This window comes from Desulfovibrio desulfuricans (assembly GCF_024460775.1).
GTDB lineage: Bacteria > Desulfobacterota > Desulfovibrionia > Desulfovibrionales > Desulfovibrionaceae > Desulfovibrio > Desulfovibrio desulfuricans_E.
This window is the reverse complement of record NZ_JANFYZ010000003.1, coordinates 317,706-343,312: the sequence shown is the minus strand read 5'-3', so window position 1 is coordinate 343,312 and position 25,607 is coordinate 317,706. Positions and strand designations below refer to the sequence as shown.

Sequence of the window (25,607 nt, the reverse complement as noted above, 5' to 3'; positions counted from 1 at the left end):
TTGTTTGTGAAGGCTCATTTATACACGTCAGGCAGCAGCTTGTAAAGAAAGACCTTGGCAAAAGCAGAAATGCTGGCGGGGTGGGAGGCTTGACCCTGGGTGTTGCTGTGGGCATAACAACCGATGGGGGTATTCATGCTGAAACCGTTTTATCAGGGCAAGCTGGACACATTTTGCGCAATTTATGCAGTGCTCAACGGCTTGCGGCTGACCCACACCATCAGGGTTCTCAAGGCGCGCGACATTCTTAACGAAACCCTGATGGGTCTTGCGGCCTCGCCTGAGGCCTTCCGTGCCGTGCTGGAGCAGGAAACGGATTATTGCGGGCTGGTTGACGGCATGCTGCGCATCCAGAGCCGTTCCTTTCCGCTGGAAGTGCGCCAGCCCTTTACAGACGAGGACGACCCCTCTGTGGATCAGGTGTGGGAATGCTGCCGCACATGGCTTGCGCCGGGCAGCGGCAGGGCTGTGATCTTCCGTTTTTTGCGTCACATCACCCCGGATGGCCCGCCTGTGAACCGGCACTGGACCACCGCCGACTCGCTGACCGATGACGTGCTGCATCTTTTTGACTGCAGCCACGAGGCAGAAGCCATCCTGAACGTGAACAAGGACAGCTTTGTGACCCGTGCGGACGACATTCGCGAAGGCAAGTTGCTGTATATCCAGCCGCACACCATCCGTCTGCTGCGCCTGCCTCTGTAAACGGGGCAAGCCCGCGACCATGCATGCCAGACACGTTGAGGCAGCATGTGCAGCGACAGTTCTGCCGCAATCTGACGGCTTGGGATGTGTTGCTGAGGCTTGGGCGAGAAGGCGGGACGGGAAAAATCAGTATTCCTTGATGGGAGCTTCCGTGCTTATGGGCAGCCCCAGACGGATGGCGTCTTGCTTTAGTTGCGGATGCACCCAGAATGCCTTTTCCTGCACAAAGCTGAGCACTTCAAACTCCGCCGTATCCACCGGCCTGGAATAATAGAATCCCTGGGCGCAGTTGCAGCCGCTGTTGAGCAGGAAACGGGCGTGTTCCTTGGTTTCCACACCTTCGGCCACAATGGACATATCAAGATCACGCGCCAGAGCGATGGTGTTGCGGGCCACAATCTGGCCGCGCTTGTTGGTGGTGCCGTCGCTGATGAAGGCCCGGTCAAGCTTGACCACGTTGAATGGCAGATCGCGCAACGTGCTCAGCGATGAATAGCCCGTACCGAAATCGTCCATGGAAAAAACAAATCCCGCCGATCGCAGTTCGTTCATCAGGCGTTTCAGCCTTGGCTCATTGGCAAAAAAGGCACTCTCGGTCAGTTCCAGCTCAAGCATGTGGCGGGGCAGATTGTACTTGTTCAGGAGGCTGACGAGCTTGTTGGGCAGGTCGTCATCGTTAAAATGCAGCCGTGACATGTTTACGGAAATGGGCATGGGGTCGTATTGCTTGTCGATCCATGTGCGCAGTATCTGGCAGGTCTGATCCCAGATGTACGAGTCCAGCCGCACAATAAAGCCGTTGCGTTCAAAAAGGGGAACAAAACGGCCGGGCAGGATAAGCCCGTCAGTAGGGTGCTGCCAGCGTACCAGCGCTTCTGCGCCCACAATGCGCCCGCTGGAAATCTGCACCTTGGGTTGCAGAAAAAGCCTGAACTGGTGCTTTTCCAGCGCTTCGTACATCTGGTCAGTGATGTAGCTTTCATCGTGCAGGCGTTTGCGCAGGGCATCATCGTAAAAGGCAAAATTGACAATGTCGCTGCCCTTGACCGTCTTCTGCGCCAGATAGGCCCAGTCGCACAGGATGTGAGCCGGAGTGCGGGAGTTCTCCACAGGGCAGATGCCAAAGAACAGCTTGACCCGGAAGGTGTCGGAATAGTGATCCAGCCGCAGAGAAAGGTTCTGGATGAACTGTAGCGTCCGCTCGGTGCCGCCTGTGAGGCAGACGGCAAAAACATCGGCGGTGAGCCGGGCAAAGATTTCCTTTTCAGGAATGAGGCGCTGACGGATCAGGCGGGCAATGCCCCGCAGCAGGCGGTTGCCCTCTTCAAGCCCGAAAGATTCGTTGATGGCCTTGAACCCGGCCACGTCAAAGCGCAATACGCAGTATTGCTCATTGGGCCGGTTTTTGATGAGCTTGTCAATTTTTTCAAAAAAAGTCTGGGTGTTGAAAGCGCCTGTGAGGGGGTCGTGCTCTGCGCGCAGGCGCAGGGCCTGCTCGGTACGGGTGGTGGCGTCCACATCGTTGAGGGTGCCGATGTAGCGTTCTTCCGACTCCCCGTCGTCAAGCTTGGTGTAGGTGATTTTGCACCAGATGTACTGGCCGTCGCGGCGGCGCAGCCTGACGGTCATTTCGCCAGAGCGGATGCCCAGGGCAAGGCGCGCCAGACAGGTGTCAAAGGGCTCCATGTCGCCCGCGTAGAGAACATCGTCTTCACGCCACACGTCAAAGGGATTGCGCCCGTCATATTCGCCTGCCAGCAGTTCGGGAATCCTGTGGCTCAGGTAGGTCAGATCTGTACCGCTCCATTCAAAAACCAGGGTGCGTGTATGGTCCACCACTGCCTTGTAACGCAGGGCATCCAGCTTTTGCCGGCGGAGCATCTCGTTCTCATGGGCAATGTCGGCCGCAATCTTGTGGTTTTCAATGTCTTCTGTGCAGACAATATAGGTCTGTTCCCCGCCGTATTGGGGTGCAGGAAAGACAATAACGCGCACCCACCTGTATAAACCGTTGAGGGCTTTTTTGCGAATGTCTTCCGCAGCAAAGAGGGGAGTCTGGGCCAACGTCTGGCGCAGGCTGTCCTGAGAAAAAAACGCCGCAAAGCGTTGCGCGTCGTCAGGGTGCACCCTCTCGGCAAGTTCGCGCCTGAGCGTTTCGGCAAGAGGCTTATTCTGAGGCATGCGCGCAAAGTGACCTTCCCCGTGGTACAGTTCGCGGCAGGTATCCCTTGCAAAATCTATAAGCAATATGTCGCCGTAGACGCTCTGCAAGGCATGGGAAAGGCAAATTTCCTGGGGAGATTCCGCAGGAGGCTTTTCCCCGGATTGGGTAGCCGATATGCTGAGGTTTGCAGGGTCCGCGTTTTTCATATTTATGTTCCGCCGTGCGGCATTACATTTGTGTATTAGCCTGTTAGACAACAGATTAAATCTAGCATCTGTGTTATCGTTTTGCAAATTTGCAGGCCTGCCCCCGCCCGGTTTGAAGAATGGGGACTGGCCTCAATGATGACAAGCGCCCCGCCCCTCTGTATTGTGCCCCCATGACACGAGCTATTTTTCCTCATTCCCTGAAAGTATGGTCGCTGAGCCTTGGCTGCCCCAAAAACCGCGTGGACAGTGAGCGCCTGCTTGGTTCGCTCGGGGTCGCCGTGCAGCATGTGGAACACATGGGCAAGGCGCGTCTGGTTTTCATCAATACCTGCGGATTCATCGACCCTGCCGTGCGAGAATCCGTTCGTGCGGTTGTGGACGCCATCCAGAGGCTTGAAAAGTGCAAGGTCAAACCGCTGCTGGCTGTTGGCGGCTGTATGGTGGGGCGTTATGGCGCTGCCGATCTGGCAGCGGAACTGCCGGAAGTGGACGTGTGGCTGCCCACCGGCGAGCTGCCGCGCTGGCCAGCCATGCTGGCCGCGGCCCTGGACCTGCCTGAGCCGCCTGCCCGTATCCCCGGCGGGGGCAGATTGCTTTCTACCGGCCCTTCATACGCATGGCTCAAGGTGGGCGAGGGGTGCAGGCACAAGTGCGCATTCTGCACCATTCCTTCCATTCGGGGCGGACTTAAATCGCTGACCGCCGATGATATTGCCGATGAAGCCAAGGCCTTGCTGGCGCAGGGCGTGCGCGAGCTTGATCTTGTGGCGCAGGATCTGACCTCCTGGGGTGTTGATCTTGGGCTCAAGCACGGCCTGCCCAGCCTGCTTGAAAAGCTGGTGGGGCTTGAGGGCCTCGCCTGGCTGCGCCTGCTCTACCTGTACCCCACAGGCGTGACGCCGGAGCTTTTGCGTTTTATCAGGGATTGCGGCGCACCTTTGCTGCCCTATCTGGATATTCCCCTGCAACACGCTCACCCTGATGTGCTGTCGCGCATGGGCCGGCCTTTTGCGGGCGACCCCCGGCGCGTGCTGGATACCGTGCGCTCCATGCTGCCCCATGCGGCTTTGCGCACCACGTTTATTGTTGGCTACCCTGGCGAAACGGAAGATCATTTTGAAAGCCTGTGCCGTTTTGTGGAAGAAAGCCGCTTTCAGCACGTGGGCGTGTTTGCCTATCAGGCAGAAGACGGCACCGTGGCGGCAACATTGCCAGATCAGGTGCCGGATGAAGTCAAGCAGTGGCGCCGGGATTCTCTTATGGAAATTCAGGCCGACATCAGCAACGAGCTGCTCTCCGCGCAGGTGGGCAGCCGTATGCAGGTGCTGGTGGACGCTCCGCACCCCGACTGGCCGGGGCTGCACAGCGGGCGCGTATGGTTTCAGGCGCCGGAGGTGGACGGGATCACCTACGTGAGCGGGCCGGGCGTTGCGCCCGGAGCGCTCGTGGAATGCGATATCGTGGAAAATACGGACTATGATCTGACCGCTCTGGCCTGAGCCAGTGTCTACGGGGCCATGCCGGGCCCAGCCGCAAGAAACGTCTCCGCAGCAAAATATCCCCGAAGGGCGAACCCTTCGGGGATATTTTGGGATACGTGCTAAAGCACGCCCTCAACCAGCGTTAACCCTGGATAAGCTGCATGGCCATCTTGGGCATGCTGTTGGCCTGCGAGAGCATGGCCACAGACGACTGGGTGAGGATCTGATTGCGGACGAACTGCGTCATTTCCGTGGCCACGTCCACGTCGGAAATGCGGGATTCTGCCGCCTGCAAGTTTTCAGCCTGGGTGGTGAGGTTGGAGACGGTGTTCTCCAGGCGGTTCTGCAACGCGCCCAGATGCGCCCGGATCTTGTCCTTGGAAACCACCGCGTTGGTGATGGCCACAAGGGCCTTCTGCGCCGCTTGCTGGGTGGAGATGGTGGATCCATCGCGACCGGCGGCAGTCTCATTGCCTACACCAAGGGCAGAGGCTGTGCTCGTGCCGATCTGGATGTAGTAATAGTCTTCCGCGGAGTCGTTGGCGGTGCCAAAGTGGACCTTCATCTTGCCAGTGGCGGTCATCGTGCTGCCGTCGTGCGTGTCGCCGGACAGATTGCCGTTCAGCAGGTGAATGCCGTTGAAGTCCGTGGCGTTGGCGATTCGGGTAATTTCCGAAGCCATTGCCTGGTACTCCGATTCGATCATCAAGCGCTGAGTGGAGTCATAAGTACCGGTGGAAGCCTGTTCAGCCAGTTCCTTCATACGGGTCAGCTTTTCGTCGATGATGCCCAGGGCGCCGTCGGCGGTCTGAATGAGGGAAATGGCGTCGTTGGCATTACGCACGCCCTGTTGCAACGCCTTGATATCCGTACGCATCAATTCGCGAATAGCGAGGCCGGCGGCATCGTCGGCAGCGGAGTTCACGCGCAGGCCTGTGGACAGACGCTGGGTCGAAGTCGCCAGGTTGCTGTAATGCGAGGTCAAGTTGTTGGCAACATTGGAAGCCATTGAGTTGTTATTGATATACATGACATTCCTCCATGAATGTTCTGTCTGCCCGGCGGCGCACTATGCGCGCCCGCGTCCATGCGGACTGCCGCCGTTCATCCCGCAAGGAGCGGGGAAAGAGTTACCAAAAGCCAGACTGGTATCGGCCTGAGCCGACCTGGGCTGGCAGCCCTAAACAACAGGCGCTGTTGCCCTTCTGATTCGTGGCTTCAGAGAGGCAATATTTGCCTGAAAACCTGCACTCCGTTTACAGCAGGATTCATGCCAGAGAGCGCAGAGTTATGCGTCAATAAGCTGGCGGCTGGTGCGCCAATGGCAAAATGTTGAGGCACGCGCAGAAAAAATATACAAATTTCTATATGATGCGAATTTTTGGGGTATGCTGCAGTGAACAATATTCATTGCCTGCCACGGCTATTCTGTGCAGGGCAAGCTCTGGCAGAACGGGCGGGGACATCGCATTGTTTTTTTGAGCGGATGCAAAAATGTTGACGGGGCAGGCGTGCAAGAGGCCGTAGCACAAGAGTGGAAATGGGGAAAAGGAAGGACTGCGCATTCTGAAAAACTTTGCGGCTGCTGTGCCAGTGCAGAATTTGCCGAAGCTCAGAAGATAGCGGGCGTAAAAAAGCCGGGTCGCGAACGACCCGGCTTTCATCAGAAACGTGTTGGTTGTGGCCTTAAAGCTCTCCCCAGCCTCTTGGCCGGTCCTGGGCTATTGCCCTCCACCACCTGGTTTTGCCGCTAACCGGAAATCAGGTTCAAGGCCAGCTTGGGCATGCTGTTGGCCTGCGAAAGCATGGCCACAGAAGACTGGGTGAGAATCTGGTTGCGGACAAACTGCGTCATTTCCGTGGCAACGTCCACGTCAGAAATGCGGGATTCAGCCGCCTGCAGGTTCTCGGCCTGAGTGCTCAGGTTGGAGATTGTGTTTTCCAGCCGGTTTTGCAGCGCGCCCAGATGCGCCCGGATCTTGTCCTTGGAGACAACGGCGTTGGTGATGGCCACAAGAGCCTTCTGCGCCGCCTCCTGAGTCGATACCGATCTGCCGGCGGAAGTGGTGGCAGCCTGATTGCCTACACCAAGGGCAGAGGCGGTACTCGTGCCGATCTGGATGTAGTAGTAGTCTTCCGCCGAATCGTTGGCTGTGCCGAAGTGTACCTTGAGCTTGCCCGTACTGGACATGGTACTGCCTGTGTGCGTGTCGCTCGACAGGTTGCCGTTCAGCAGGTGGATGCCGTTGAAGTCCGTGGCGGTGGCGATTCGGGTAATTTCCGAAGCCATTGCCTGGTACTCCGATTCGATCATCAGACGCTGGGTGGAGTCATAGGTACCGGTGGCGGCCTGTTCGGCCAGTTCCTTCATACGGGTCAGCTTTTCGTCGATGATGCCCAAGGCGCCGTCGGCGGTCTGAATGAGGGAAATGGCGTCGTTGGCGTTACGTACGCCCTGTTGCAGGGCGGCGATATCGGTACGCATGAGTTCGCGAATGGCCAGACCGGCGGCATCGTCCGCAGCGGAATTGATGCGCAGGCCGGATGACAGCCGCGAGGTAGAGGTTTTCAGGTCGTTGTAGTGCGAGGTCAGATTGTTGGCCACTTGCGAGGCCATCGTATTGTGATTGATATACATACATTCCTCCATGAATGCTGTATGTCACAGGCGGCGCGAAATGCCGACGCGTCCTTGCGTGCTACCACCTTTTGTCCACTTAATCGGCGCAACGGCAAAAAGTATTAGGGTCGGGCGTAAATGACGCGTTCAGGCGATATGGCTGTAAATCATTGTGTAGAGCCAGTTTTCTTGGATGCTGCTTAAAATGCCGCAAAGAAAAGAGGAAATTTTTTCCCGTGGTGGCGAGGGGTGAGCAGAATTTGCCTGGGGCCTGCAAGTCAAACCTGGTGCTGCGAAAGGTCCAAAAGGGGCAGATTGTAGCCGCGCCGCGCAGTGGTGGTCAAAAAGGCGAACAAAAACAGAGCGCGGCGGGTAATGCAACCCGTCGCGCTCGTAATTCATGCCTATCCCTGCCCGGCAGGGCAAGGCGCGCTCTTTATCAGCAGTCCTTGCCCACCATGCGCAGCAGGCGCAGTAGCTGGTTGGTGAAGCCGGATTCGTTATCGTACCAGATAAGCAGTTTAACCATGGTGCCGTCAAGCACCTGGGTGGAAAGCGCATCCACCACGCCGCCGAAGGTGCTGCCCTTGTAGTCGATGGACACCAGCGGCTCTTCGGAATAGCCCATATTCTCGGCCAGAGCGCCATTGCTGGCAGCCTGGAGGGCCGCGTTGACGGCGGCGGCATCACAGGCTTTTTCCACTTCGCAGGTCAGGTCGACCAGAGAGCAGTCAAAGGTGGGAATACGCACCGACATGCCGTTGAGCTTGCCTTCCAGTTCCGGCATGACCTGCCCCACAGCCTTGGCAGCGCCAGTGCTTGAAGGCACCATGGACACGGCAGCGGCGCGGCCGCGACGCCAGTCCTTGTGGGTGCCGTCCAGAATGCGCTGGCTCATGGTGTAGGAGTGAATGGTGGTCATGAGGCCATGGCGGAAGCCAAAGGTTTCGTGCAGCACCTTGACCGCAGGGGCCAGACAGTTGGTGGTGCAGGACGCGGCAGAAATGACGCTGTGTTTTGCGCCGTCATAGACATCGTGGTTTACGCCCATAACAATCATGGCGTCCACGTCCTTGCCGGGGGCGGAGATCACAACCTTTTTTGCGCCGCAGGCCAGATGCTGAGCCAGCCCTTCGCGATCCTTGATGGTGCCCGTGGTTTCCACGGCCAGGGTCACGCCAAGGCGTTCCCATTCCCATTCGCCCGCCTTGCAGCGGGTAACGGTGATGTGGCGGCCATTGACGATGATGCCGTTTTCATCGTGATCAACAGTGCCCTGAAAGGTTCCGTAAGTGGAATCATACTTGAAAAGATAGGCCAGCGCGGCGTTGTCCGCACGGGCGTTGATGGCGGCGATCTGAATTTCTTTGTCGTCGGCCATAAGACGCAGCAGATACCGACCAATGCGGCCAAAGCCGTTCATTCCAACTTTCACGGGCATGATTCGCGCTCCTTGGGGCGTAGGGATTAGGCTTTATTTGAAGATCCCATGACATTGCGGATCTTGTGGGCCACCATGTTCTTGACGGCATCGCGAGCGGGGGTGAGGTAGGCGCGCGGGTCAAACTGGTCAGGGTGTTCGGCAAGATACTGACGGATGGATGCGGTGACGGCCAGGCGGATGTCCGTATCCACATTGATTTTGCACACATTCATGCCCGCAGCCTTGCGCAGCATGTCTTCGGGCACGCCCTTGGCTCCGCCAACCTGGCCGCCATACTGGTTGCACAGGCTTACAAATTCCTGCGGTACGCTGGACGCGCCGTGCAGAACCAGAGGGTAATTCGGCAGCTTGTCGCCAATGCGGGCCAGACGGTCAAAATCAAGCTTGGCTTCGCCCTTGAACTTGTACGCGCCGTGGCTTGTGCCGATGGCAACGGCCAGCGAATCGCAGCCCGTGCGGTTTACAAATTCCACGGCTTCATCGGGGTCGGTGTAGACGTGTTCGGCAGACTGCACATGTTCCTCTATGCCAGCCAGCTTGCCCAGTTCGGCCTCAACCCATACGCCGCGAGGGTGGGCATAGTCCACCACCTGCTTGGTCAGGGCGATGTTGTCTTCAAACGACAGGTGCGAACCATCGATCATCACGGAGGTGAAGCCGCCGTCAATGCAGTCGCGGCACATTTCAAAGCTGGGGCCGTGATCAAGGTGCACCACCACGGGAATGGAAGGATCAAGCGCAAGCGCCGCTTCCACAAGTTTCATGATGTATATCTGCCCGGCATACTTGCGCGCGCCCGAAGACACCTGAAGGATGACCGGAGATTTTTCCTCGGAGGCCGCGCTCATGATGCCCTGGATGATTTCCATGTTGTTGACGTTGAACGCGCCAATGGCATACCCGCCGGCATAGGCGGCGGCGAACATTTCTTTGGGATTGATAAGAGGCATGATTTCCTCCAGAGGGGTCTGGCATTAAGGACGGTCAAAAAAGCATAAGTCGCCCGGAAATGACAAGTCTGCACATACACCAATTCCCCGTAAAGGGGAATGCCTGCCGCGCAGGAAACGGGCTTACTTTGCAGTTCTTCCGGCGGGCGCAGTGCCCGGGCAAACGCAAAACATATTTTGTATGCCCGAGCGCGCCTGTAGCCCACATGGGGCGGCGGAGTCAAGAGGGGTCGCCTGATCCCTTATGTTTCCGGCAGGTTGCCGCAGGCCTTTGGGCGGTGTACGCCCTAGCCGAGCTTCATGCCCGCCAGCGCGTTCAGGCCAGCCGGATCGGTAAAATCAAAGCGCAGGGGGGTAAGGGTAATGTATCCCCGGTTGAGCATGTCTTTGTCCGAGTCCGGTTCAATGGTTTCCGCAGGAATTTCGCCCTCAAGCCACCAGTAGGGCGCGCCGCGCGGGTCCAGGCGTTCCGAGTAGGTGTTTACCCACACGGCGCTGGTCTGCGGGCAGACGCGCAGGCCTTTGACCTCGTCCAGCGGGCAGGCAGGATAGTTGACGTTGACGACCCTGCGGCGGCCCAACTGCGACCAGTCGATGCGCTCGGCCAGCGCCACCAGATGCCGGGCCTGCGGCAGCAGATCGCCGTTTTTGACCTTGTAGCAGTCGTGCGAAACAGCAATGCTCGGCAGATTTTCGTGGCCCGCCTCCGTGGCAGCGCCCACCGTGCCGGAATACAGAATGTCCGGGCCAACGTTGGGCCCTGCGTTGATGCCCGAAATGACCATGTCGGGCTTTTTGGGCAGGAGCTGCCCAAGAGCCAGTTTGACGCAGTCCGTGGGTGTGCCGTAAATACCCAGACCCTTGAAGTCGGGTTCTTCAAAGTCCATGGCGCGTACAGGTTCGAATACGGTCAGCGAGTGCCCCACGCCAGATTGCTGGGTCATGGGGGCCACCACATGCACTGTATGCCCTGCTTCAAGCAGGGCGGCGTAAAGCGCGCGCAGGCCGCGCGCCCGGATGCCGTCATCGTTGGTCAGAAGAACGTCCATTTGACAATACCTCGGAAAGAAGGGAAATTCGGCCTAAGGCCCGCGTGGTTCCAGTGTTTTGCGCGGCCTGCCAATTTTGGAAGTTCCGCGTCAGGGGCCATGCCCGCGTGGAAAACAGCATATGCCCGGCGCAGATACGCGCCGCTGGAACGATATATGGAAAAAGGTTGTTACGTCAAAGAGATTGGCCCCGCCTCGGAGGCGCGCGGCATATTCGTGGTTACGCAGGCGGCGCAGGGGCAGTCGCGCAACGGCCCGTACTGGCGGCTTACCCTGGCTGATGCCAGCGGCAGCCTTGAAGCCAAGATATGGCATCCGCTGAGCGCGGAGTTCAGCGAAATCGCGGCGGGAACCCTTGTGTGGGCCGAAGGGCGCGCGGGGCTGTACCGCGATCAGGTGCAGCTCACGGTGGAGCAGATACGCTTTCTTTCCGATGAGGAATGCGCTGCTGTGGACCATGCGGCCCTCATGCCCGCCAGTCCCTTTCCGCTGGATGAGATGCTGGATGAACTGCTTGATCTCATCAAGAAGGAATTTGTCCACACGCCCTGGCGCAAGCTGGTGCAGGGATTTTTTAACAACGACGAGATGCGCGCCGCCTTTCGGGTCTGCCCGGCGGCCAAAGGGGTGCACCACGCCTATGTGGGCGGGCTGCTTGAGCACACTTTGAGCGTATTCAAACTTTGCCGCCGCATTGCCGATCATTATCCGGAACTCGACCGGCAGACCTTTCTTGCGGGAGCGCTGTTCCACGATATTGGCAAACTGCGCGAATTTTCTGGCGGTATCGCCAATGATTACACTGATGAGGGCCGCCTGCTGGGGCACCTCATGCTGGGCATTGAAATGCTGGAGCCGTACCTGGCTAAATCCGGTCTGGAAGAGCCGTTGCAGCGGCATCTCAAGCACCTGATTTTAAGCCACCATGGCGAGCTGGAGTTCGGCGCGGTGCGCGTGCCGCATACGCCGGAAGCCATGGCCCTGCACTATGCCGACAACCTGGACGCCAAGATGGCCCAGTGCCGTGGCCTTTTTGCCCAGATAGAGGGCGAAGGCGAGGCCTGGACACCCTGGCAGGCTACGCTGGGGCGACCCGTGCACCGGGCCGCGCGTACGCCGGACAAAGCCGCCCCCGCAACCCGCAAAAAAGCGGTGAAAGAAGAATGTTTATCTCTTTTGAAGGTATAGAAGGCGCGGGCAAGTCCACGGCCATCAACTATCTTGCGGGTTTTTTGCAGGAAAACGGCCACGACCCCCTGTGCACGCGTGAGCCGGGGGGCTGTGCGCTTGGGCGCAGCCTGCGTTCCATACTGCTTGATGCCCGCACGCGCGAACTCTCCAGCAGGGCGGAGCTTTTTCTGTTTCTTGCCGACAGGGCGCAGCATGTGGCGGAGATCATCCGGCCTGCGCTGGAAGCGGGGCAGACCGTGCTGTGCGACCGTTACACCGACTCCACTCTGGCCTATCAGGGGCACGGACGCGGGCTTGATACGGAATATCTGCAAAGGCTCAACCAGGCCGCCACGGGCGGCCTGCAACCGGAGCTGACCCTGCTGCTGGATCTGCCGGTGCGTTGCGGCCTCATGCGCGCAGGCGAGCGCAACCGTCTGGAAGGCCTTGTGGTTTCAGAGGGCCGTTTTGACGCGGAGAGCCTTGATTTTCACGAACGGGTGCGGCAGGGCTACAGGGTTCTGGCCGAAGAAGAACCCGAGCGCTTTGCCATCATTGACGCCTCGCAGCCGCCGGAAGACGTGGTTTTGCAGTGCCGTTCCGCCATTGAGTCCCACTTGCGTCAGCGCGGTTGGGGATTGGAATAGTTTTTTTGCGGCGGGAGCCGCTTTCCGGGCCTTTGCAATTTTGCCGGTTCAGCCTGCCATGCAGGCTTTTGGCGCGCTCCATGCGCCACCAAGGAGAATATATGTACGAATGTTATACACTCGAAGTTGAAGGCGCGGGCGTGCGCTTTGCCCCCCGTGAAGGCAAGGAACTGGCCTATCTGCCGGGTCAGCCGCCCAAGGGCTACACCCTGATCAACGTTATTGGCGATCCCGGTTTGCTGCACTGCGCCGTTTTTCGCAAGGATGGCGGTGCTGGCGGCTTTTTTGCCCTGCACGATACTGAAGGCGTGCTTTTTATGGCCGTGGCAGAAAGCAATCTGGCCTACGGCATGGGCCTTGCGCACATGGGTCGTATGGTGACGTATGCCCGTTATGGGGCCGATATTTTTGAAGAACTTGGCGAAGGTGATGACTGAAAAACCACTGCCGCCTCTGGTGGCGGCCCGCAGTCTTGGTGTGGTGTTTTTCCCTGCCTTTGACTGGGCCATTTCTGCAACACACCCGGAGCGGGAAGAGCGCCTGCTCTATACGCGCGACCAGCTGCTTGAAGAGGGGCTGTTCGACATCCCCGGTATTACGGAATACCGCCCCGCCTTTGCCACGCATGCCCAGCTTGAGCGCGCGCACTTCTGCCTGCCTTCGGCTGCGGCGGTGAGTACGGATTCGCATCTGGCTTCGGCGGGCGGGGCTATCCGCGCGGCCCGGCTGGTGCTTGAGGGGCGCGAGCAGCGGGCCTTTGCCCTGGTGCGGCCTCCAGGCCACCACGCCATGCGCGTGGTGCACGGCAACCGCGGCTTCTGCAATATCAATAATGAAGCCGTCATGGTGGAGTATATCCGCGATCACTACCCGCGCCCCGACGGCCGCCCCCTGCGCATCGCCATTGTGGATACGGACGTGCATCACGGCGACGGCAGCCAGGATATTTTCTGGAACGACCCGCATACCCTGTTCATCTCCCTGCATCAGGACGGGCGCACCCTGTACCCCGGATCGGGTTTCCCGCAGGAATGCGGCGGCCCCGGCGCGCTTGGGCGCACCATCAACATCCCTTTGCCGCCCGAAACCTCGGACGAGGGCTATCTGTACGCCATAGAGCATGCGGTGCTGCCCATTCTGGAAGATTTCAAGCCTGACCTGATCATCAATTCCGCCGGGCAGGACAATCACTTCACCGATCCCCTTGCCAACATGAAGCTTTCGGCCCAGGGCTATGCGGCGCTCAATGCGGCCCTGCAGCCGCATATCGCAGTGCTGGAAGGCGGCTACTCCATACGCGGGGCATTGCCCTACGTGAATCTGGGCATCTGCCTTGCCCTGGCCGGGCTGGACGCCTCAGATATCCGCGAGCCGGGCTGGACGCCGGAAGCCACGCGTCAGCGGCCGCAGGTGGGGGAATACATCGCCAGATTGTGCGGGCAGATCCGCGATGTGTATTTTCATCCCCCGGCGCAGCCTGCTGAGGGCGAGGAAGAAAACGGCTGGTGGGTGCGCCGCAAGCATATCTTTTATGATACGGACAACCTGCGCGAAGGGCAGACGGAAGCCTGGCGGCTGTGCAGCGATTGCTCGGGCCTGGGGCGCATTGAGACCGCCTCGGAACGGGTGCCCCGCTCCCTGTGCATACTGGTGCCGCGCCACGCCTGCCCGCAGTGCAGGAGCCAGGGGCTGGAGCTTGCCGAGCGGGCGCGCAAAAGCGGGCGTTACGCCCATGTGCGCCTGATGGATGGCGATGCGGCAGATCCGGGCCCTGCGGCCAAAAGTGAGAAATAAGGCAGAGTTGACGGTTTTTGCACCACGATCTGTTGACGCCGGAACTTTCCTGGGCCATAAGGCCCATTCCGCGCGTGGCGTAACGGCTTTGTCACGCCGTGCGGGCATCATGTTTTCCGGCCAGGGTCATGCGGCCCGGCAACCCTGCGCCCACGGGCGCAATATATGAAAATGGCGGCGCGGTCATGCCGCGCAGTGGTATACCTCTTCCACCACGGAGAAGGAACATGTCTCATATTCTGATTATTGGCGCGGGCGGCGTAGGCAGCGTTGTGGTGCACAAGTGTGCGCAGGTACTCAAGGAAGGCGGATTTTCAAAGGTAACGCTGGCAAGCCGCACCCTTTCTCGCTGCGATGCCATTGCGCAGAGCGTCAAGACGCGCCTTGGCGTCGAGGTTGCCACCGCTCAGGTGGACGCGGACAATGTACCCGAGCTGTGCTCCCTCATCCGGCAGGTCAAGCCCGATGTGGTCTGCAACGTGGCCCTGCCGTATCAGGATCTGCACATCATGGACGCCTGCCTTGAATGCGGCGTGCATTACGTGGACACCGCCAACTACGAGCCGCTGGACACAGCCAAGTTTGAATACAAGTGGCAGTGGGCCTATCAGGATCGCTTCCGCGAGGCGGGGCTGACGGCCCTGCTCGGTTCCGGTTTTGACCCCGGCGTCACCAACGTGTATGCGGCCTGGGCGCTCAAGCATCAGCTGGACGAAGTGCACGTGCTCGACATCATCGACTGCAACGCGGGCGATCATGGTCAGCCCTTTGCCACCAACTTCAATCCTGAAATCAACATCCGCGAGGTCACGGCGCGCGGGCGGTACTGGGAACGCGGCGAGTGGGTGGAAACCGACCCCCTGTCCTGGTCCATGAATTTTGATTTCCCTGACGGCATCGGCTCCAAAAAGTGCTTTCTCATGTATCATGAAGAGCTGGAATCGCTGGTGCAGAACCTCAAGGGCATCCGCCGCGCCCGCTTCTGGATGACGTTTTCAGAGAACTATCTCAACCACCTCAAGGTGCTTGGCAACGTGGGCATGACCCGCATTGACCCTGTGAAATTTCAGGGGCAGGACATTGTGCCCATCCAGTTCCTTGCCAAACTGCTGCCCGACCCAGCCTCCCTTGGCCCCCTGACCAAGGGCAAGACCTGCATTGGCGACCTCATGCGCGGCGTCAAGGACGGCAAGGAAAAGACCGTCTACGTGTACAACATCTGCGATCACGAAGAATGCTACGCAGAAGTTGGCTCCCAGGCCATTTCGTACACCACGGGCGTGCCCGCCATGATCGGTACAAAGATGGTGGCTCAGGGTTTGTGGCGCAAGCCCGGCGTGTGGAACATGGAACAGTTTGATCCTGATCCTTTCATGAAGGATCTCAATGTGTACGGCCTGCCCTGGCAGTGCCTGGACGTGACCGGCAAATTTTAGTCAGCAAGCTGGTTTGATTGTTGCAAAGACTCCGGTGTCTGCTCAGGCAGGCCCGGAGTTTTTGTTTTGCTGCCGGGGCCGCGCTGCTTGTCAGCTTGTGGGGATGCAGGTAAAAAAAATCGGACACGCGAAGCTGCGCAGGGCGAGGAACGGTATTTTCCCGCTCACGCAGTGCGTTATGAATGCACTGCTGCGTCACGTAATGCCAGTTGCAGAGGGCGCGTTTGCAGGGTGAATAGTATAGGGCATATCCAGTGATCATAAGAGCTGCCTGTATTCTTTTTCTGAGTATATCGTGCGCGGGCATGCTCTATGCTGTTTGCTATTCGTCCAGGATAGCACGGTCAAACGGTTACGCGGCCTTTTTGTTTTTGTTTATGACTATTTTCATGTACACGGTCGGGTACATTTTCGAGCTTGCATCAAGCACGCCTGAAACAATCTATCTTTCCTTAAAAATTGAATATCTTGGAGCACCCCTTATAGCGGTGTTCTGGTTTCTTTTTGCAGTTTATTACAATAACTATTCAATAAAGAGCAAGGCTGTGATGGCTCTGCTGTTTGTAGTTCCGTTGACGACTATTGCAATGCTCTACACCAATGAGTATCACCACTTTCATTATAGAACATTTGATGTAGATGCCAGCGGCCTCTTCCCTGTGGCGGTAACGCAGAAGGGCTGGTGGTATTATGTGGATTTTGTTTACAAGATGCTTGTTGCCTTTGCCGGTCTGGCTTTGTTTGCCTTTTCCTACGGCAAGGCAACGGGCTATCGCAGGCGTCAGGCAAAAACCATCTTTATTGGCGCGCTGAGCCTCTGGATAGGCAATTTTTTGCAGATGTTGGGCTTTGCGCCCTACGGTATTGATATTGAGCCCTTCATCCTCTCGGCGGCCCTGCCGTTGAGTGGTTTTGCCATGTCCCGCCTGCGCATGTTCGACCTCGTGCCCATAGCGCGCGACAAGGTGTTTAAAACCATGAGCGCCAGTGTTCTGGTGCTGGACGGCAAGCTGCGCGTGGTGGATTTCAACGACAGCGCCGTGTCCATTCTTCCAGCCCTGTCAGAGGATGCCGTGGGGCTGACGGTCAGGGATGTGTTTCCTGAACAAAGTTCCCTTGACGTGGCGGCGCTTGTGCAGAATGAGGAAATGGAGATTGCTCTGCCAGTGGCGGGGGGGCTGCGTTTTTACAAGGTTTCCTGCGCCAGGGTTGGCGAGTCAGAAAAAGATTCCGGCCTCATTGTATCCTTGTACGATATGACCGAAAGCAAGGAACTGCTTGAAAAAATGCAGCGCATCGCGTCGCAGGACGCGCTGACACAGGTGTTCAGCCGCTGGTTTTTTATGGAGGCCTTTCAGCGCGAGATTGACCGCTGCAAGGAGATTGGCGGCAAGCTCGGTTTTATGTTGCTGGACATCGACCATTTCAAACGCGTCAACGATGAATATGGGCATATGGCGGGCGACAAAGTCCTGCGCGGCGTCACGTCAGCTCTGAAAGACACGCTTGGCCACAAAGCCTTGCTTGGTCGCTATGGCGGCGAGGAATTTTCTGTGCTGTTGCCCGGGATGGGGCAGGATGAGGCCGTGGCTCTCGCTGAGCGCCTGCGACAGGTTGCCGCCATGATAGAGGTGCCATTCAACGGCACGGCCATAAATGTGACCATCAGCGTTGGCGTTGCCGCCGCAGTATTTGAACCGGGCACCCCGCAGGGCATGGAGAGCACGCAAATCTGCGATTCCCTCATTCTGGCGGCAGATACAGCGCTGTACCGCGCCAAGCAGGAAGGACGCAACAGGGTATGTTCCGTTGGTCTTGAGTACGGTGCAGACGCGTCCGTGTAATCCTCTGTCTGTTATTTTCCTGCCTCAGCAACAGCACCTCACAAAATAAATGCCCGCAAGCTCAGCTTGCGGGCATTTATTTTGTGAGGTGCATACGGTGCGTTTTCCATTGCGAATCAAAGCAATGGACAGAACACAGCGCAAGAACTGATCCTGTTGCCAGGGCCTACTACACTAGGCGTATTTGCGGCTAATTTCGTCCCCGGCTTTTTCCACTTCTTCGCGCATTTTGGCGCGGGCTTCGGCAATGCGCTCATTGAGCGCAGGGTCGGACACGGCCAGAATCTGGGCGGCCAGCCATGCGGCATTGCGTGCGCCAGCCTTGTCGGTGGCAACGGTGGCGACCGGGAATCCGGGAGGCATCTGCACAGTGGCAAAAAGCGCGTCCATACCGCACAAGGCGGCGCTGGAAACAGGAATGCCGATCACAGGGCGCGTGGTGCGGGCGGCAACGGCTCCAGCCAGATGCGCGGCCATGCCCGCGGCGCAAATAAACACGCGCGTGCCTTCGGCTTCGTACTGGCTCACCAGTTTTTCGGTGCGTTCAGGCGTGCGATGCGCGGAACTCACGGTGATAGCGCAGCTCACGCCAAGGCTTTTCAGAACGTCTACGCAGGGGCTGACCTTTTCTTCGTCAGACTTTGACCCCATCAAAATGACTACTTGCGGCATAGTCTTACCTTCCTGTAGTACGGCGCAGTGCGCCGGAATATTCTTGCAAAATCAAACTGTTGCTATTTTCCGGCCAGGCGGCGGATGCCTTTTTCGCCAATATCGGTGCGATGAAAACCATCCTGCATGCGTACCTTGGCCACACCGGCGTAGGCGGCCTTTTGCGCGGCGGCCAGGCTGTCGCCCAGTGCGGTGACGCACAAAACACGCCCGCCGTTGGAAACGAGTGATCCGTCCTTAACGGCAGTGCCGCTGTGAAAAACCTTGACGCCGGGTACGCTGTCCGCATCTTCAATACCTTCGATGGACAAACCCTTGGCGTAGGAGCCGGGATACCCCTTGGCGGTGATCACAACGCCAAGCGCCGTCTGGCTGGTCTGGCCGAGGCTTGCCGGGTCAAGCTTGCCGCGTACGGCGTCCAGCATGATGGCAGGCAGGTCGCCGTCAAGGCGCATGAGCAGGGGCTGACATTCCGGGTCGCCAAAGCGCACGTTGTATTCCAGCACCTTGGGGCCGTCGGCGGTCATCATCAGCCCCGCGTACAGCACGCCCACAAAGGGGTGTCCGTCCTTGGCAAGCTCGCGCAGGATGGGCCTCACCGTGAGGTCGGCCATTTCTTCAAGCATGCTGTCGGGCAGCACCGGGGCGGGGCTGTAAGCGCCCATGCCACCTGTATTGGGGCCTTCATCATTATCAAATACGCGCTTGTGATCCTGCGCCGAAGGCAGGGGAACAGCGCGGGTGCCATCGCATACGCAGAGGAAGGATGCTTCCTCGCCTACAAGACATTCTTCCACCACCACAAGATTGCCAGCGTCGCCAAAGGCACGTTCGGTCATGATTTCGTCAATGGCGTCCAGCGCCTCCTGCACGGTCTGGGCAATGATGACGCCCTTGCCCGCAGCGAGGCCGTCCGCCTTGATGACCAGGGGAGCGCCCACTTTGTTGATATGGTCGCGGGCCGCCTGCGCATCGCTGAACACGGCGCAGTGGGCGGTGGGCACCTTGGCGCGGTTCATGATTTCCTTGGCAAAGGCCTTGCTGCCCTCAAGGCGCGCGCCATAGGCATCCGGCCCGAAGCTGGGGATGCCGGCTTCGCGCATGCGGTCAACAATGCCCAGCGTCAGGGGCAGCTCGGGGCCTGGAATCACCAGGTCGATGTGCTCCTTGCGCGCAAAGGCCAGCAACCCGTCCAGGTCGTCCACAGCCACAGGCACGTTAACGGCCCCTTCGCTGCTGGTGCCGCCGTTGCCGGGCGCAACAAAAACGGCGCTGACTTCGGGGCTTTGCAGAATTTTCCAAACCAGGGCGTGTTCGCGGCCACCGGAGCCGATCACAAGGATGCGCATGCTGTCTCCTTACTCCAAAAACTTTTTCCGTTTCATAAACTGGTTATAAAGCGGTAAAACCCATGTGGATTTTACCGCTTTAATATTGGCTATTGCCAGAGCCGCGGCAAGGCCGTTGCTCCATATCCGCAGCTCTGCGCCGCAGATAAAAACGGCCCCTCGCGCTGGCGAAGGGCCGCTTACCCCGCTAGTTGGGGCTTATTTCAAAGTCGCTCAAATCCGCAGGCACGTTGGGGTTGGTGGCCGAAACGTCCAGAGGATAGGCGGTAATCATGCACTGGCGGCTGCCGATGCCGAGATCGGGCGAGGTGTTCAGGCCCACCACAAGATCAAGGATGCCATCGTTGTTCACGTCAGCCAGGTCGATTTCTGCCACAGAACCACGGATGCGGCGGGTCTTCCACTTGAGGCCAAGGCCCACGCCGTCCCAGTACAGGGCATGAACTTCGCCCTGGGGGAAGAAACGGTAACGGTCAAAGAACTGCGCCGCAGTGGATATGGGCTTGTTGACCAGCAGCGTGTAGTCGCCGGTATTGCCGATGTCGGCAGCGATGAGGCGCATGGGGGCGTAGTACTTGCTGGGCAACTGGTAGGCTTTGTCCACGCCCAGGCCCGGCATGCCCTTGTAGTGATCCATGCCCGTGGCAGAGCCGGAATAACGTTCCATGGTGGTGTGAACCAGGGTGTTGCCGTGGCCCTGGAAGAGCTTGATGCGCTCGTCGTCGGTCAGCATGACAAGCTGTTCACCCTTGCCGTTCTTGCCGGCGGGCAACCACACGCAGTTGAACACGGTGGCGCCGGTGGGCAGGTCAAGACGGGTGCCAAGCGTAAACTTGCCGTCCTGCTTGGTCATGATGCGCACGCCGGGAGCAAAGAGCTTGAGCGAATCCCAGCCCTGACCCACGAGAGTGGGGCTGTAGGTGGGGGGCACACGCATGACGCTCACGTAGTAAGGAATGCGGTCGGCAATGGTGGTGAATTTGTTGCCCTTGAAGCTGTAAATGAAGGAGTAAGGGCGGTTGCTCGATTCTTCGGTGGTGGTCACAACAAGGGCCATGCTGCGATCGCGGTTGAGGTCGATGGCGCGCATGGAGAAGTTGTTGTTGGAACGCGAAACCACGGTTTCGCCAATCAGCTTGAGCTGACCATTGGCAGGCCAGCTGTAGATGCGCAGATCGTGATCGCTCAGGATGGCGATTTCATTCTTGCCATCGCCGTTAAAGTCGCCCACGGCCATATCGACCATGTTGTAACCCAGGCGCTGGGTGCGCAGGCGGGAACCGTCTTCAGCGCCGGCGCCCTGATAGCGGAACTGCGGGTTCAGGTACACCTGCTGCTGACCGGTTTCGTTGGTGACGATGTCGCCATTGGCGGTTGCGCCACGCGGGGAACCAGAGGCGGTGGAGCCGGGGGTGCGCATTGCGGAGGAAATACCAAACACTTCCTGGCTCAGGGTCGAGGTCAGTTTCTGCACAGAAGTGGTCAGTTCGCTCACAGGAGCCTGGGCGGTTTTGCTCCAGGTTTTGCCTGCCTTGTCCACGCTGTTCATAACAACAGTGCAGTCGTTGCCCATGACGCTCACCGAGCCCCAGATGGCGTTGTCTGCACCAGAAGAGCGGAGCGCCTGCTGGGCTTCTGCCTGGCTGGCGGCCTTGTTCTGTCCCGCACGGGCTTCAAGCACGCCAGGGCGGTCAAGGCGTCCCTGAATGGTAGCCTGAACAGCCTTGGAAAGGTAAGCATAGCTCTGGGGGGCATTGACCACAAAGGGCAATACCACAGCGCTTTTAGCGGCGGCGCTGGCAGCGCCCGCAGCAACGGCGACGAGCAGCAGGCAGACCGAAAAAGTCAGTCGCATGGCGAATTTCATTCCATTCTCCTTGAGTATTCACGCAAATACCCGGTAAAGTACGGCCACGGGCCGTTGTGGCGGTCAACCGGTACCGACTGTCAAATGCAGCCCGGCACGTCCGCACTGGCGCACTATACGCACACTTGCAGCGCCGTGCAAGACGCAAGGAGCCCGTGGAGCGCGCCGCAACAGATAAATTCCTTGCGGGAAGGGCGTACTGTCAATAATATGCCGCCATGCCGAAAACTCTTATCCGTTCTTTCCGCCTGGTATGCGCCCCGGAGCAGGTGCCCGCAGTGGAGGCCCTGCTGCGCGCTCAGGGGTATGATTTTGAGCCGGAACCTTTTTCTCCCCTGTGCCGTCGCCTTGTGGCCGAGCCGCGCCCGCTTGGCGGTTCGCTGGCTGCATTTTTCGGCTACATCTATATACAGGACCGCTCATCCATGTTGCCGCCGCTGGCGCTGGCTCCCGCTGCCGGCAGCGCCGTGCTCGACATGTGCGCAAGCCCGGGCAGCAAAACCGGCTTTCTGGCCCAGCTTGTGGGGCGCAATGGTTTTGTGCTCGGCAACGAGCCTTCGCCCGCGCGCCTTGGCACCCTGCGTGCCAACCTGCACCAGCTTAATCTGATACAGGCCGCCACCTGTTCGTACAGCGGCGATGCCCTGCCTTTACGCCCCGGCTCGTGGGACGCAATCTTGCTTGACCCGCCCTGCTCCGGCTGGGGAACCGCAGAAAAACACCCGCAGGTGCTCAAGCTCTGGCAGGGCGACAAGCTCGACAGCCTCACCGGGCTGCAACGCCGTCTGCTGCGCCATGCAGCCTCGCTGCTGCGCCCCGGCGGGCGGCTGGTGTATTCCACCTGCACGACCAATGTGGATGAAAACGAGGCGCAGGTGCGCTTTGCCGAGCAGGAGCTGGGGCTTGAGCGCGAACACCTTGATCCCATCCCCGGTTTCGTGTGGGAGGAACTGCCCGGCGGTGAAGGCACCTTGCGTGTGGACGGCGCACGCTCGCAGGCTCAGGGATTTTATGTGGCCCTTTTCCGCAAACCGGGCAATGTGAATACGGCGGTTTTGCCCTTTGAAAGCAGCGCGTCTGAGCCGCAGGAAGCCGTTTTTGAAGTGCCTGCTTCTGCTCTCTCAGGGATGCAGAGCGCGGGCCAGCGCAATGGACGGCGTGCCGGGCGGAACCGCGGTGACGACCGTGCGGGAAAGCCCGTTGAACGTCCTTCTGGCAGCCCGTTGCCGCCGGAAAGCCTTGTGGGCGCTACCTGCAACCCTGACCTGCTGCCCCCAGGGCGGGCGGTGCTGTACGGCGAGCACGTACGTTTTGTGCCGCCTCAGGCCACAGTTCTTTTGCCCCCCGGTTGCGTATGGCAGGGTTCATTGCTGGGCAAGCTTTGCGGCGGAACGCTGGATGCCGCGCCGCGCCTGCGCGTGCTCATGCAGTCGCCGCCGGATGCCGCCTCCAGTCTGGTGCTGGACGATGTGGCCGATATCACGGCCCTGTTGAGCGGGCAAAGCCGCCAGACAGGTTTGAATGGACGCGAGGCTGGCCTGTGGTGGCGCGATCTGCCTTTGGGGCGCATTGTTCTCAAGCAGGGCAGGGCCATAGCCGGGTTCAAATAGGCGCGGATACTGTCAGCAGGTTGCCTTGCGGGCTTTTCCCGTCTTGCTTGCAATCAGAGTTTCGCCCTTGCCAGCATCCTTCTGCCCCACACGGCCTGACCGAGGGAAAGCCCACCATCGCCTGGCGGCAGCTCATGGTGGGTGAGGGCTGTGAGGCCCTGCTCCGCCAGCGCCAGCGGCAGCAGCCGCGCCAGCGTGGCATTCTGCAATACGCCGCCGGTGAGCCCCACACAGTTCAGCCCCAGTTTGCGGGCCGCACGGCCCGCCATACCTGCCAGCGCCCGCGCAAGGCTGAGGTGAAAACGCGCCGCGGCTTCTGTGGCGTCCATTCCCTGCGCCTGCGCCTGCGCAACGTGGGCGAACAGGCCTGCGCTGTCCATTTCCAGCAAATCGTGGTGAAGCGCAATACCAACGGGCCAGACCAATGCGGCCATGTCCTTGTCGCGCGCCTTGCCCTCCATCGCCGTGCGGACATGCTCATTGGCCCGGTTGGCGGCATCTTCAAGACGGATGGCGGCCTGCCCTTCGTAGCTTGTATCAAGGCACAGCCCCAGTTGCGCGGCCACCGCATCGAAGAGGCGTCCGCAACTGGATGTGGGCGGACAGTTGATGCCGCGCCGCAGCATTTCTGTCACTGCGGCTGCGGCCTGCGCCTGTTCCGGCAGCCAGGGGGTACGCAGTGACGGGAGGGGAATTTCCGCCTGCTCGCAAAGGCTGCGCAGGGCCAGCGCAATGCGCCAGGGTTGGCGCACGGCTGCATCTCCGCCCGGCAAGGCAAAGGGGGCCAGACGGCCCACCCTGCGCCACTGGGCCTGCTCAAGCTCCATGAACAGCAGCTCTCCACCCCATACTGTGCCATCGTCGCCAAGCCCCGTGCCGTCAAGGCAGAGGGCCAGCGCCGGGCCGTAGTGGCTGTTTTCGGCCAGTACCGCTGCGGCGTGGGCGGCGTGGTGCTGCAAGCGCCACAGGGGCAAGCCCTCGCGTTCTGCGCGGGCCTCGGCATAGCGGGTGGAAAGAAAATCGGGGTGCGCATCGCACACCAGAGCCTCGGGCCGCACCTCCAGCAGTTTTTCCAGATGCGCTGCCACCTCCTCATAAAAATTCAGGGTGGCGGGATTTTCCAGATCCCCAATGTGCTGGCCCACAAAGGCCTCGGCCCCGCGCGTCAGGCAAATGGTGGCCTTGAGCTCCGCTCCGGTTCCCAGCACGCAAGGGGCGTTTTGTTCCGTCTTGGGCAGAAAAACCGGGCGCGGCACATAGCCCCGGGCGCGGCGGTAGAACAGCGGTTCGGCAAGCTGGTTTGCGGTCGCAGGTGTGCCGTGCGCATCCGCGCCGGACAGGCTTGGCTGGAGAGTCACCACGCTGTCGTCCACGCGCACCAGAATATCCCGGTCGTGCAGGAGCCATGCGTCCGCCAGATGGTCAAGCCGGGCTAGAGCCTCGCGGTTGCCAAGGCAAATGGGTTCGCCCCCGGCATTGGCCGAGGTCATGACCAGCACGGGCGGCAAAGTTGTGCATTCTGCAAGGCGGCTGAAAAGTACGGCATGCAGGGGGGTGTAGGCCAGCATGATGCCGACCTTGCCAGTGTCGGGAGCCACCTCATGCGGCAAATATGCAGCATCATCCTGAATGGCAGCACCATGCTGCGGCGTGCTGCGGCGGGGGCAGAGAACAACGGGTTTTTCCGGGCTTTGCAGCAGGGCCTCATGTTCCGGCGTAAGGTCGCACAGGGCGCGGGCTGTTGCCAGATCGCCAACCATGAGGGCCAGCGGTTTGTGCGGGCGTGTTTTGCGCCGCCGCAGCTCTTGCAGGCTTTGAGCATTGCGCGCGTCGCAAGCCAGTTGAAAGCCCCCCAGACCTTTGAGCGCCAGAATTCCGCCGTGGAGCAGGGTCTGCACGGCCTGCTCCAAAGCCTGTTGCTGATTTTCTGCGGTCGGCGCGGTGTTTCCCTTGCTGGCAGCCGCCTTATCCACAAACCACAGGCGCGGCCCGCACGTTGGGCAGGCCACGGGCTGGGCATGAAAGCGCCTGTCTGCCGGGTCGGCATATTCCGCGCTGCACCGGGGGCAGAGCGGGAAACAGCTCATGGATGTGACGGCGCGGTCATAGGGAATGGAGCGCGTGATGGTGTAGCGCGGCCCGCAGTTGGTGCAGTTGGTAAAGGCGTACTGGTAGCGGGGGTTGGCGGGATTGCGCATGTCGGCGAGACAGTCGGCGCATACGCCCATATCCGGGCTTACAAGCACGCTGTGCGCTGCCTGCCCTGAGCTGGAAACAATGCGGAAGGCTGTTTCATCCTCCACAACAGGCAAGTCGTGTTCGTCCACTCCGGTCAGCCGTGCCAGCGGCGGCAGTTCGGCGCGCAGGCGGTGGCCAAAGCGCTGCACTTCCGCCGCTGCGCCCTGCATTTCCATGCGCACGCCTTCAGAGGTGTTGCCCACAGTGCCTGTAAGCCCGCCTTCGGCTGCGAGGCGATAGACAAAGGGGCGAAAGCCCACGCCCTGCACCTGCCCGGAAGCCACAAAAGCCCTTCTGACCAACGGTTGTTTGCTCATGCCTTTCATCATAACGCAAAGAGCAAAATGTGTCAGCAGGG

Annotated in this window: 20 protein-coding genes; 9 read left to right on the top strand and 11 right to left on the bottom strand. The window is 59.6% G+C overall.

All coding sequences use genetic code 11. From position 1 onward, the window contains the following. Positions 1 to 14: 14 nt before the first annotated feature. Positions 15 to 137: a hypothetical protein gene (locus NE637_RS05780; RefSeq protein WP_256186038.1), complete on the bottom strand. Its 123-nt coding sequence runs from the start codon at positions 135 to 137 to the stop codon at positions 15 to 17. Between NE637_RS05780 and NE637_RS05775 the strand changes: the two genes are divergently transcribed. Continuing rightward, entirely contained in the window at positions 136 to 705 is a 570-nt protein-coding gene (locus tag NE637_RS05775) for a hypothetical protein (RefSeq protein ID WP_022658923.1), read from the top strand. The genes NE637_RS05780 and NE637_RS05775 overlap by 2 nt on opposite strands. A 126-nt stretch (positions 706 to 831) precedes the next feature. On the opposite strand, the gene NE637_RS05770 is transcribed toward NE637_RS05775, so the two are convergent. Continuing rightward, on the bottom strand, positions 832 to 3,075 hold the full coding sequence (locus NE637_RS05770) for a putative bifunctional diguanylate cyclase/phosphodiesterase (protein ID WP_192112569.1): 2,244 nt from the start codon (positions 3,073 to 3,075) through the stop codon (positions 832 to 834). A 173-nt stretch (positions 3,076 to 3,248) separates the two neighbouring features. On the opposite strand from NE637_RS05770, the gene rimO reads away from it, so the two are divergent. Then, positions 3,249 to 4,577, top strand: coding sequence for a 30S ribosomal protein S12 methylthiotransferase RimO (gene rimO / locus NE637_RS05765; protein WP_227118669.1), 1,329 nt, complete (start codon positions 3,249 to 3,251; stop codon positions 4,575 to 4,577). Between the two features lie 124 nt (positions 4,578 to 4,701). Here the strand turns inward: rimO and NE637_RS05760 are convergent, their stop codons facing one another. The 5 genes from NE637_RS05760 to surE form a co-directional block, all read right to left on the bottom strand. After that, the gene (locus NE637_RS05760) at positions 4,702 to 5,589 is read right to left on the bottom strand and encodes a flagellin N-terminal helical domain-containing protein (RefSeq protein ID WP_192112571.1); all 888 of its coding nucleotides are present in this window, start codon (positions 5,587 to 5,589) and stop codon (positions 4,702 to 4,704) included. Between the two features lie 720 nt (positions 5,590 to 6,309). Next, the gene (locus NE637_RS05755) at positions 6,310 to 7,197 is read right to left on the bottom strand and encodes a flagellin N-terminal helical domain-containing protein (RefSeq protein WP_192112572.1); all 888 of its coding nucleotides are present in this window, start codon (positions 7,195 to 7,197) and stop codon (positions 6,310 to 6,312) included. A gap of 421 nt (positions 7,198 to 7,618) precedes the next feature. Beyond that, a complete protein-coding gene (gene gap / locus NE637_RS05750; protein WP_192112573.1) occupies positions 7,619 to 8,620 on the bottom strand; it encodes a type I glyceraldehyde-3-phosphate dehydrogenase in 1,002 nt (333 codons plus the stop codon). 26 nt (positions 8,621 to 8,646) lie between these two features. Next, positions 8,647 to 9,573 carry a class II fructose-1,6-bisphosphate aldolase gene (gene fba / locus NE637_RS05745; protein WP_192112574.1) on the bottom strand — a complete coding sequence of 309 codons (927 nt, stop codon included), beginning with the start codon at positions 9,571 to 9,573 and terminating at the stop codon, positions 8,647 to 8,649. A 287-nt stretch (positions 9,574 to 9,860) separates the two neighbouring features. After that, on the bottom strand, positions 9,861 to 10,622 hold the full coding sequence (gene surE / locus NE637_RS05740) for a 5'/3'-nucleotidase SurE (protein ID WP_227118670.1): 762 nt from the start codon (positions 10,620 to 10,622) through the stop codon (positions 9,861 to 9,863). A 156-nt stretch (positions 10,623 to 10,778) separates the two neighbouring features. Between surE and NE637_RS05735 the strand changes: the two genes are divergently transcribed. The 6 genes from NE637_RS05735 to NE637_RS05710 all read left to right on the top strand — a co-directional run bounded on the left by NE637_RS05735 (position 10,779) and on the right by NE637_RS05710 (position 17,513). Continuing rightward, positions 10,779 to 11,810 carry a 3'-5' exoribonuclease YhaM family protein gene (locus NE637_RS05735; protein WP_227118671.1) on the top strand — a complete coding sequence of 344 codons (1,032 nt, stop codon included), beginning with the start codon at positions 10,779 to 10,781 and terminating at the stop codon, positions 11,808 to 11,810. Then, positions 11,786 to 12,439, top strand: a complete 654-nt coding sequence (gene tmk, locus NE637_RS05730; protein WP_192112577.1) for a dTMP kinase — start codon at positions 11,786 to 11,788, stop codon at positions 12,437 to 12,439. The genes NE637_RS05735 and tmk overlap by 25 nt, the downstream gene beginning before the upstream one ends. 101 nt (positions 12,440 to 12,540) lie before the next feature. Next, positions 12,541 to 12,876, top strand: a complete 336-nt coding sequence (locus NE637_RS05725; protein ID WP_215648174.1) for a hypothetical protein — start codon at positions 12,541 to 12,543, stop codon at positions 12,874 to 12,876. Beyond that, a complete protein-coding gene (locus NE637_RS05720) occupies positions 12,869 to 14,233 on the top strand; it encodes a histone deacetylase family protein (protein WP_192112579.1) in 1,365 nt (454 codons plus the stop codon). Before NE637_RS05725 ends, NE637_RS05720 begins: the two co-directional genes overlap by 8 nt. 227 nt (positions 14,234 to 14,460) lie before the next feature. After that, positions 14,461 to 15,669, top strand: coding sequence for a saccharopine dehydrogenase family protein (locus NE637_RS05715; RefSeq protein WP_022658910.1), 1,209 nt, complete (start codon positions 14,461 to 14,463; stop codon positions 15,667 to 15,669). A gap of 254 nt (positions 15,670 to 15,923) precedes the next feature. Beyond that, complete coding sequence (locus NE637_RS05710) at positions 15,924 to 17,513, top strand: histidine kinase N-terminal 7TM domain-containing diguanylate cyclase (protein WP_227118672.1); 1,590 nt, start codon at positions 15,924 to 15,926, stop codon at positions 17,511 to 17,513. A gap of 174 nt (positions 17,514 to 17,687) precedes the next feature. Here NE637_RS05710 and purE read toward each other — a convergent pair whose 3' ends face one another. The 3 genes from purE to NE637_RS05695 all read right to left on the bottom strand — a co-directional run bounded on the left by purE (position 17,688) and on the right by NE637_RS05695 (position 21,401). Continuing rightward, positions 17,688 to 18,185 (bottom strand): 5-(carboxyamino)imidazole ribonucleotide mutase, encoded by a 498-nt coding sequence (gene purE / locus NE637_RS05705; RefSeq protein WP_192112581.1) that lies wholly within the window; start codon positions 18,183 to 18,185, stop codon positions 17,688 to 17,690. Positions 18,186 to 18,247: 62 nt separating this feature from the next. Beyond that, a complete protein-coding gene (purD, locus tag NE637_RS05700) occupies positions 18,248 to 19,534 on the bottom strand; it encodes a phosphoribosylamine--glycine ligase (protein ID WP_227118673.1) in 1,287 nt (428 codons plus the stop codon). Between the two features lie 187 nt (positions 19,535 to 19,721). Beyond that, positions 19,722 to 21,401 carry an FG-GAP repeat domain-containing protein gene (locus NE637_RS05695; protein WP_227118674.1) on the bottom strand — a complete coding sequence of 560 codons (1,680 nt, stop codon included), beginning with the start codon at positions 21,399 to 21,401 and terminating at the stop codon, positions 19,722 to 19,724. A 218-nt stretch (positions 21,402 to 21,619) separates the two neighbouring features. Between NE637_RS05695 and NE637_RS05690 the strand changes: the two genes are divergently transcribed. Continuing rightward, on the top strand, positions 21,620 to 23,011 hold the full coding sequence (locus NE637_RS05690) for an RsmB/NOP family class I SAM-dependent RNA methyltransferase (RefSeq protein WP_227118675.1): 1,392 nt from the start codon (positions 21,620 to 21,622) through the stop codon (positions 23,009 to 23,011). Positions 23,012 to 23,064: 53 nt separating this feature from the next. Here NE637_RS05690 and hypF read toward each other — a convergent pair whose 3' ends face one another. Beyond that, entirely contained in the window at positions 23,065 to 25,566 is a 2,502-nt protein-coding gene (gene hypF, locus NE637_RS05685) for a carbamoyltransferase HypF (protein WP_227118676.1), read from the bottom strand. Positions 25,567 to 25,607 lie beyond the last annotated feature (41 nt).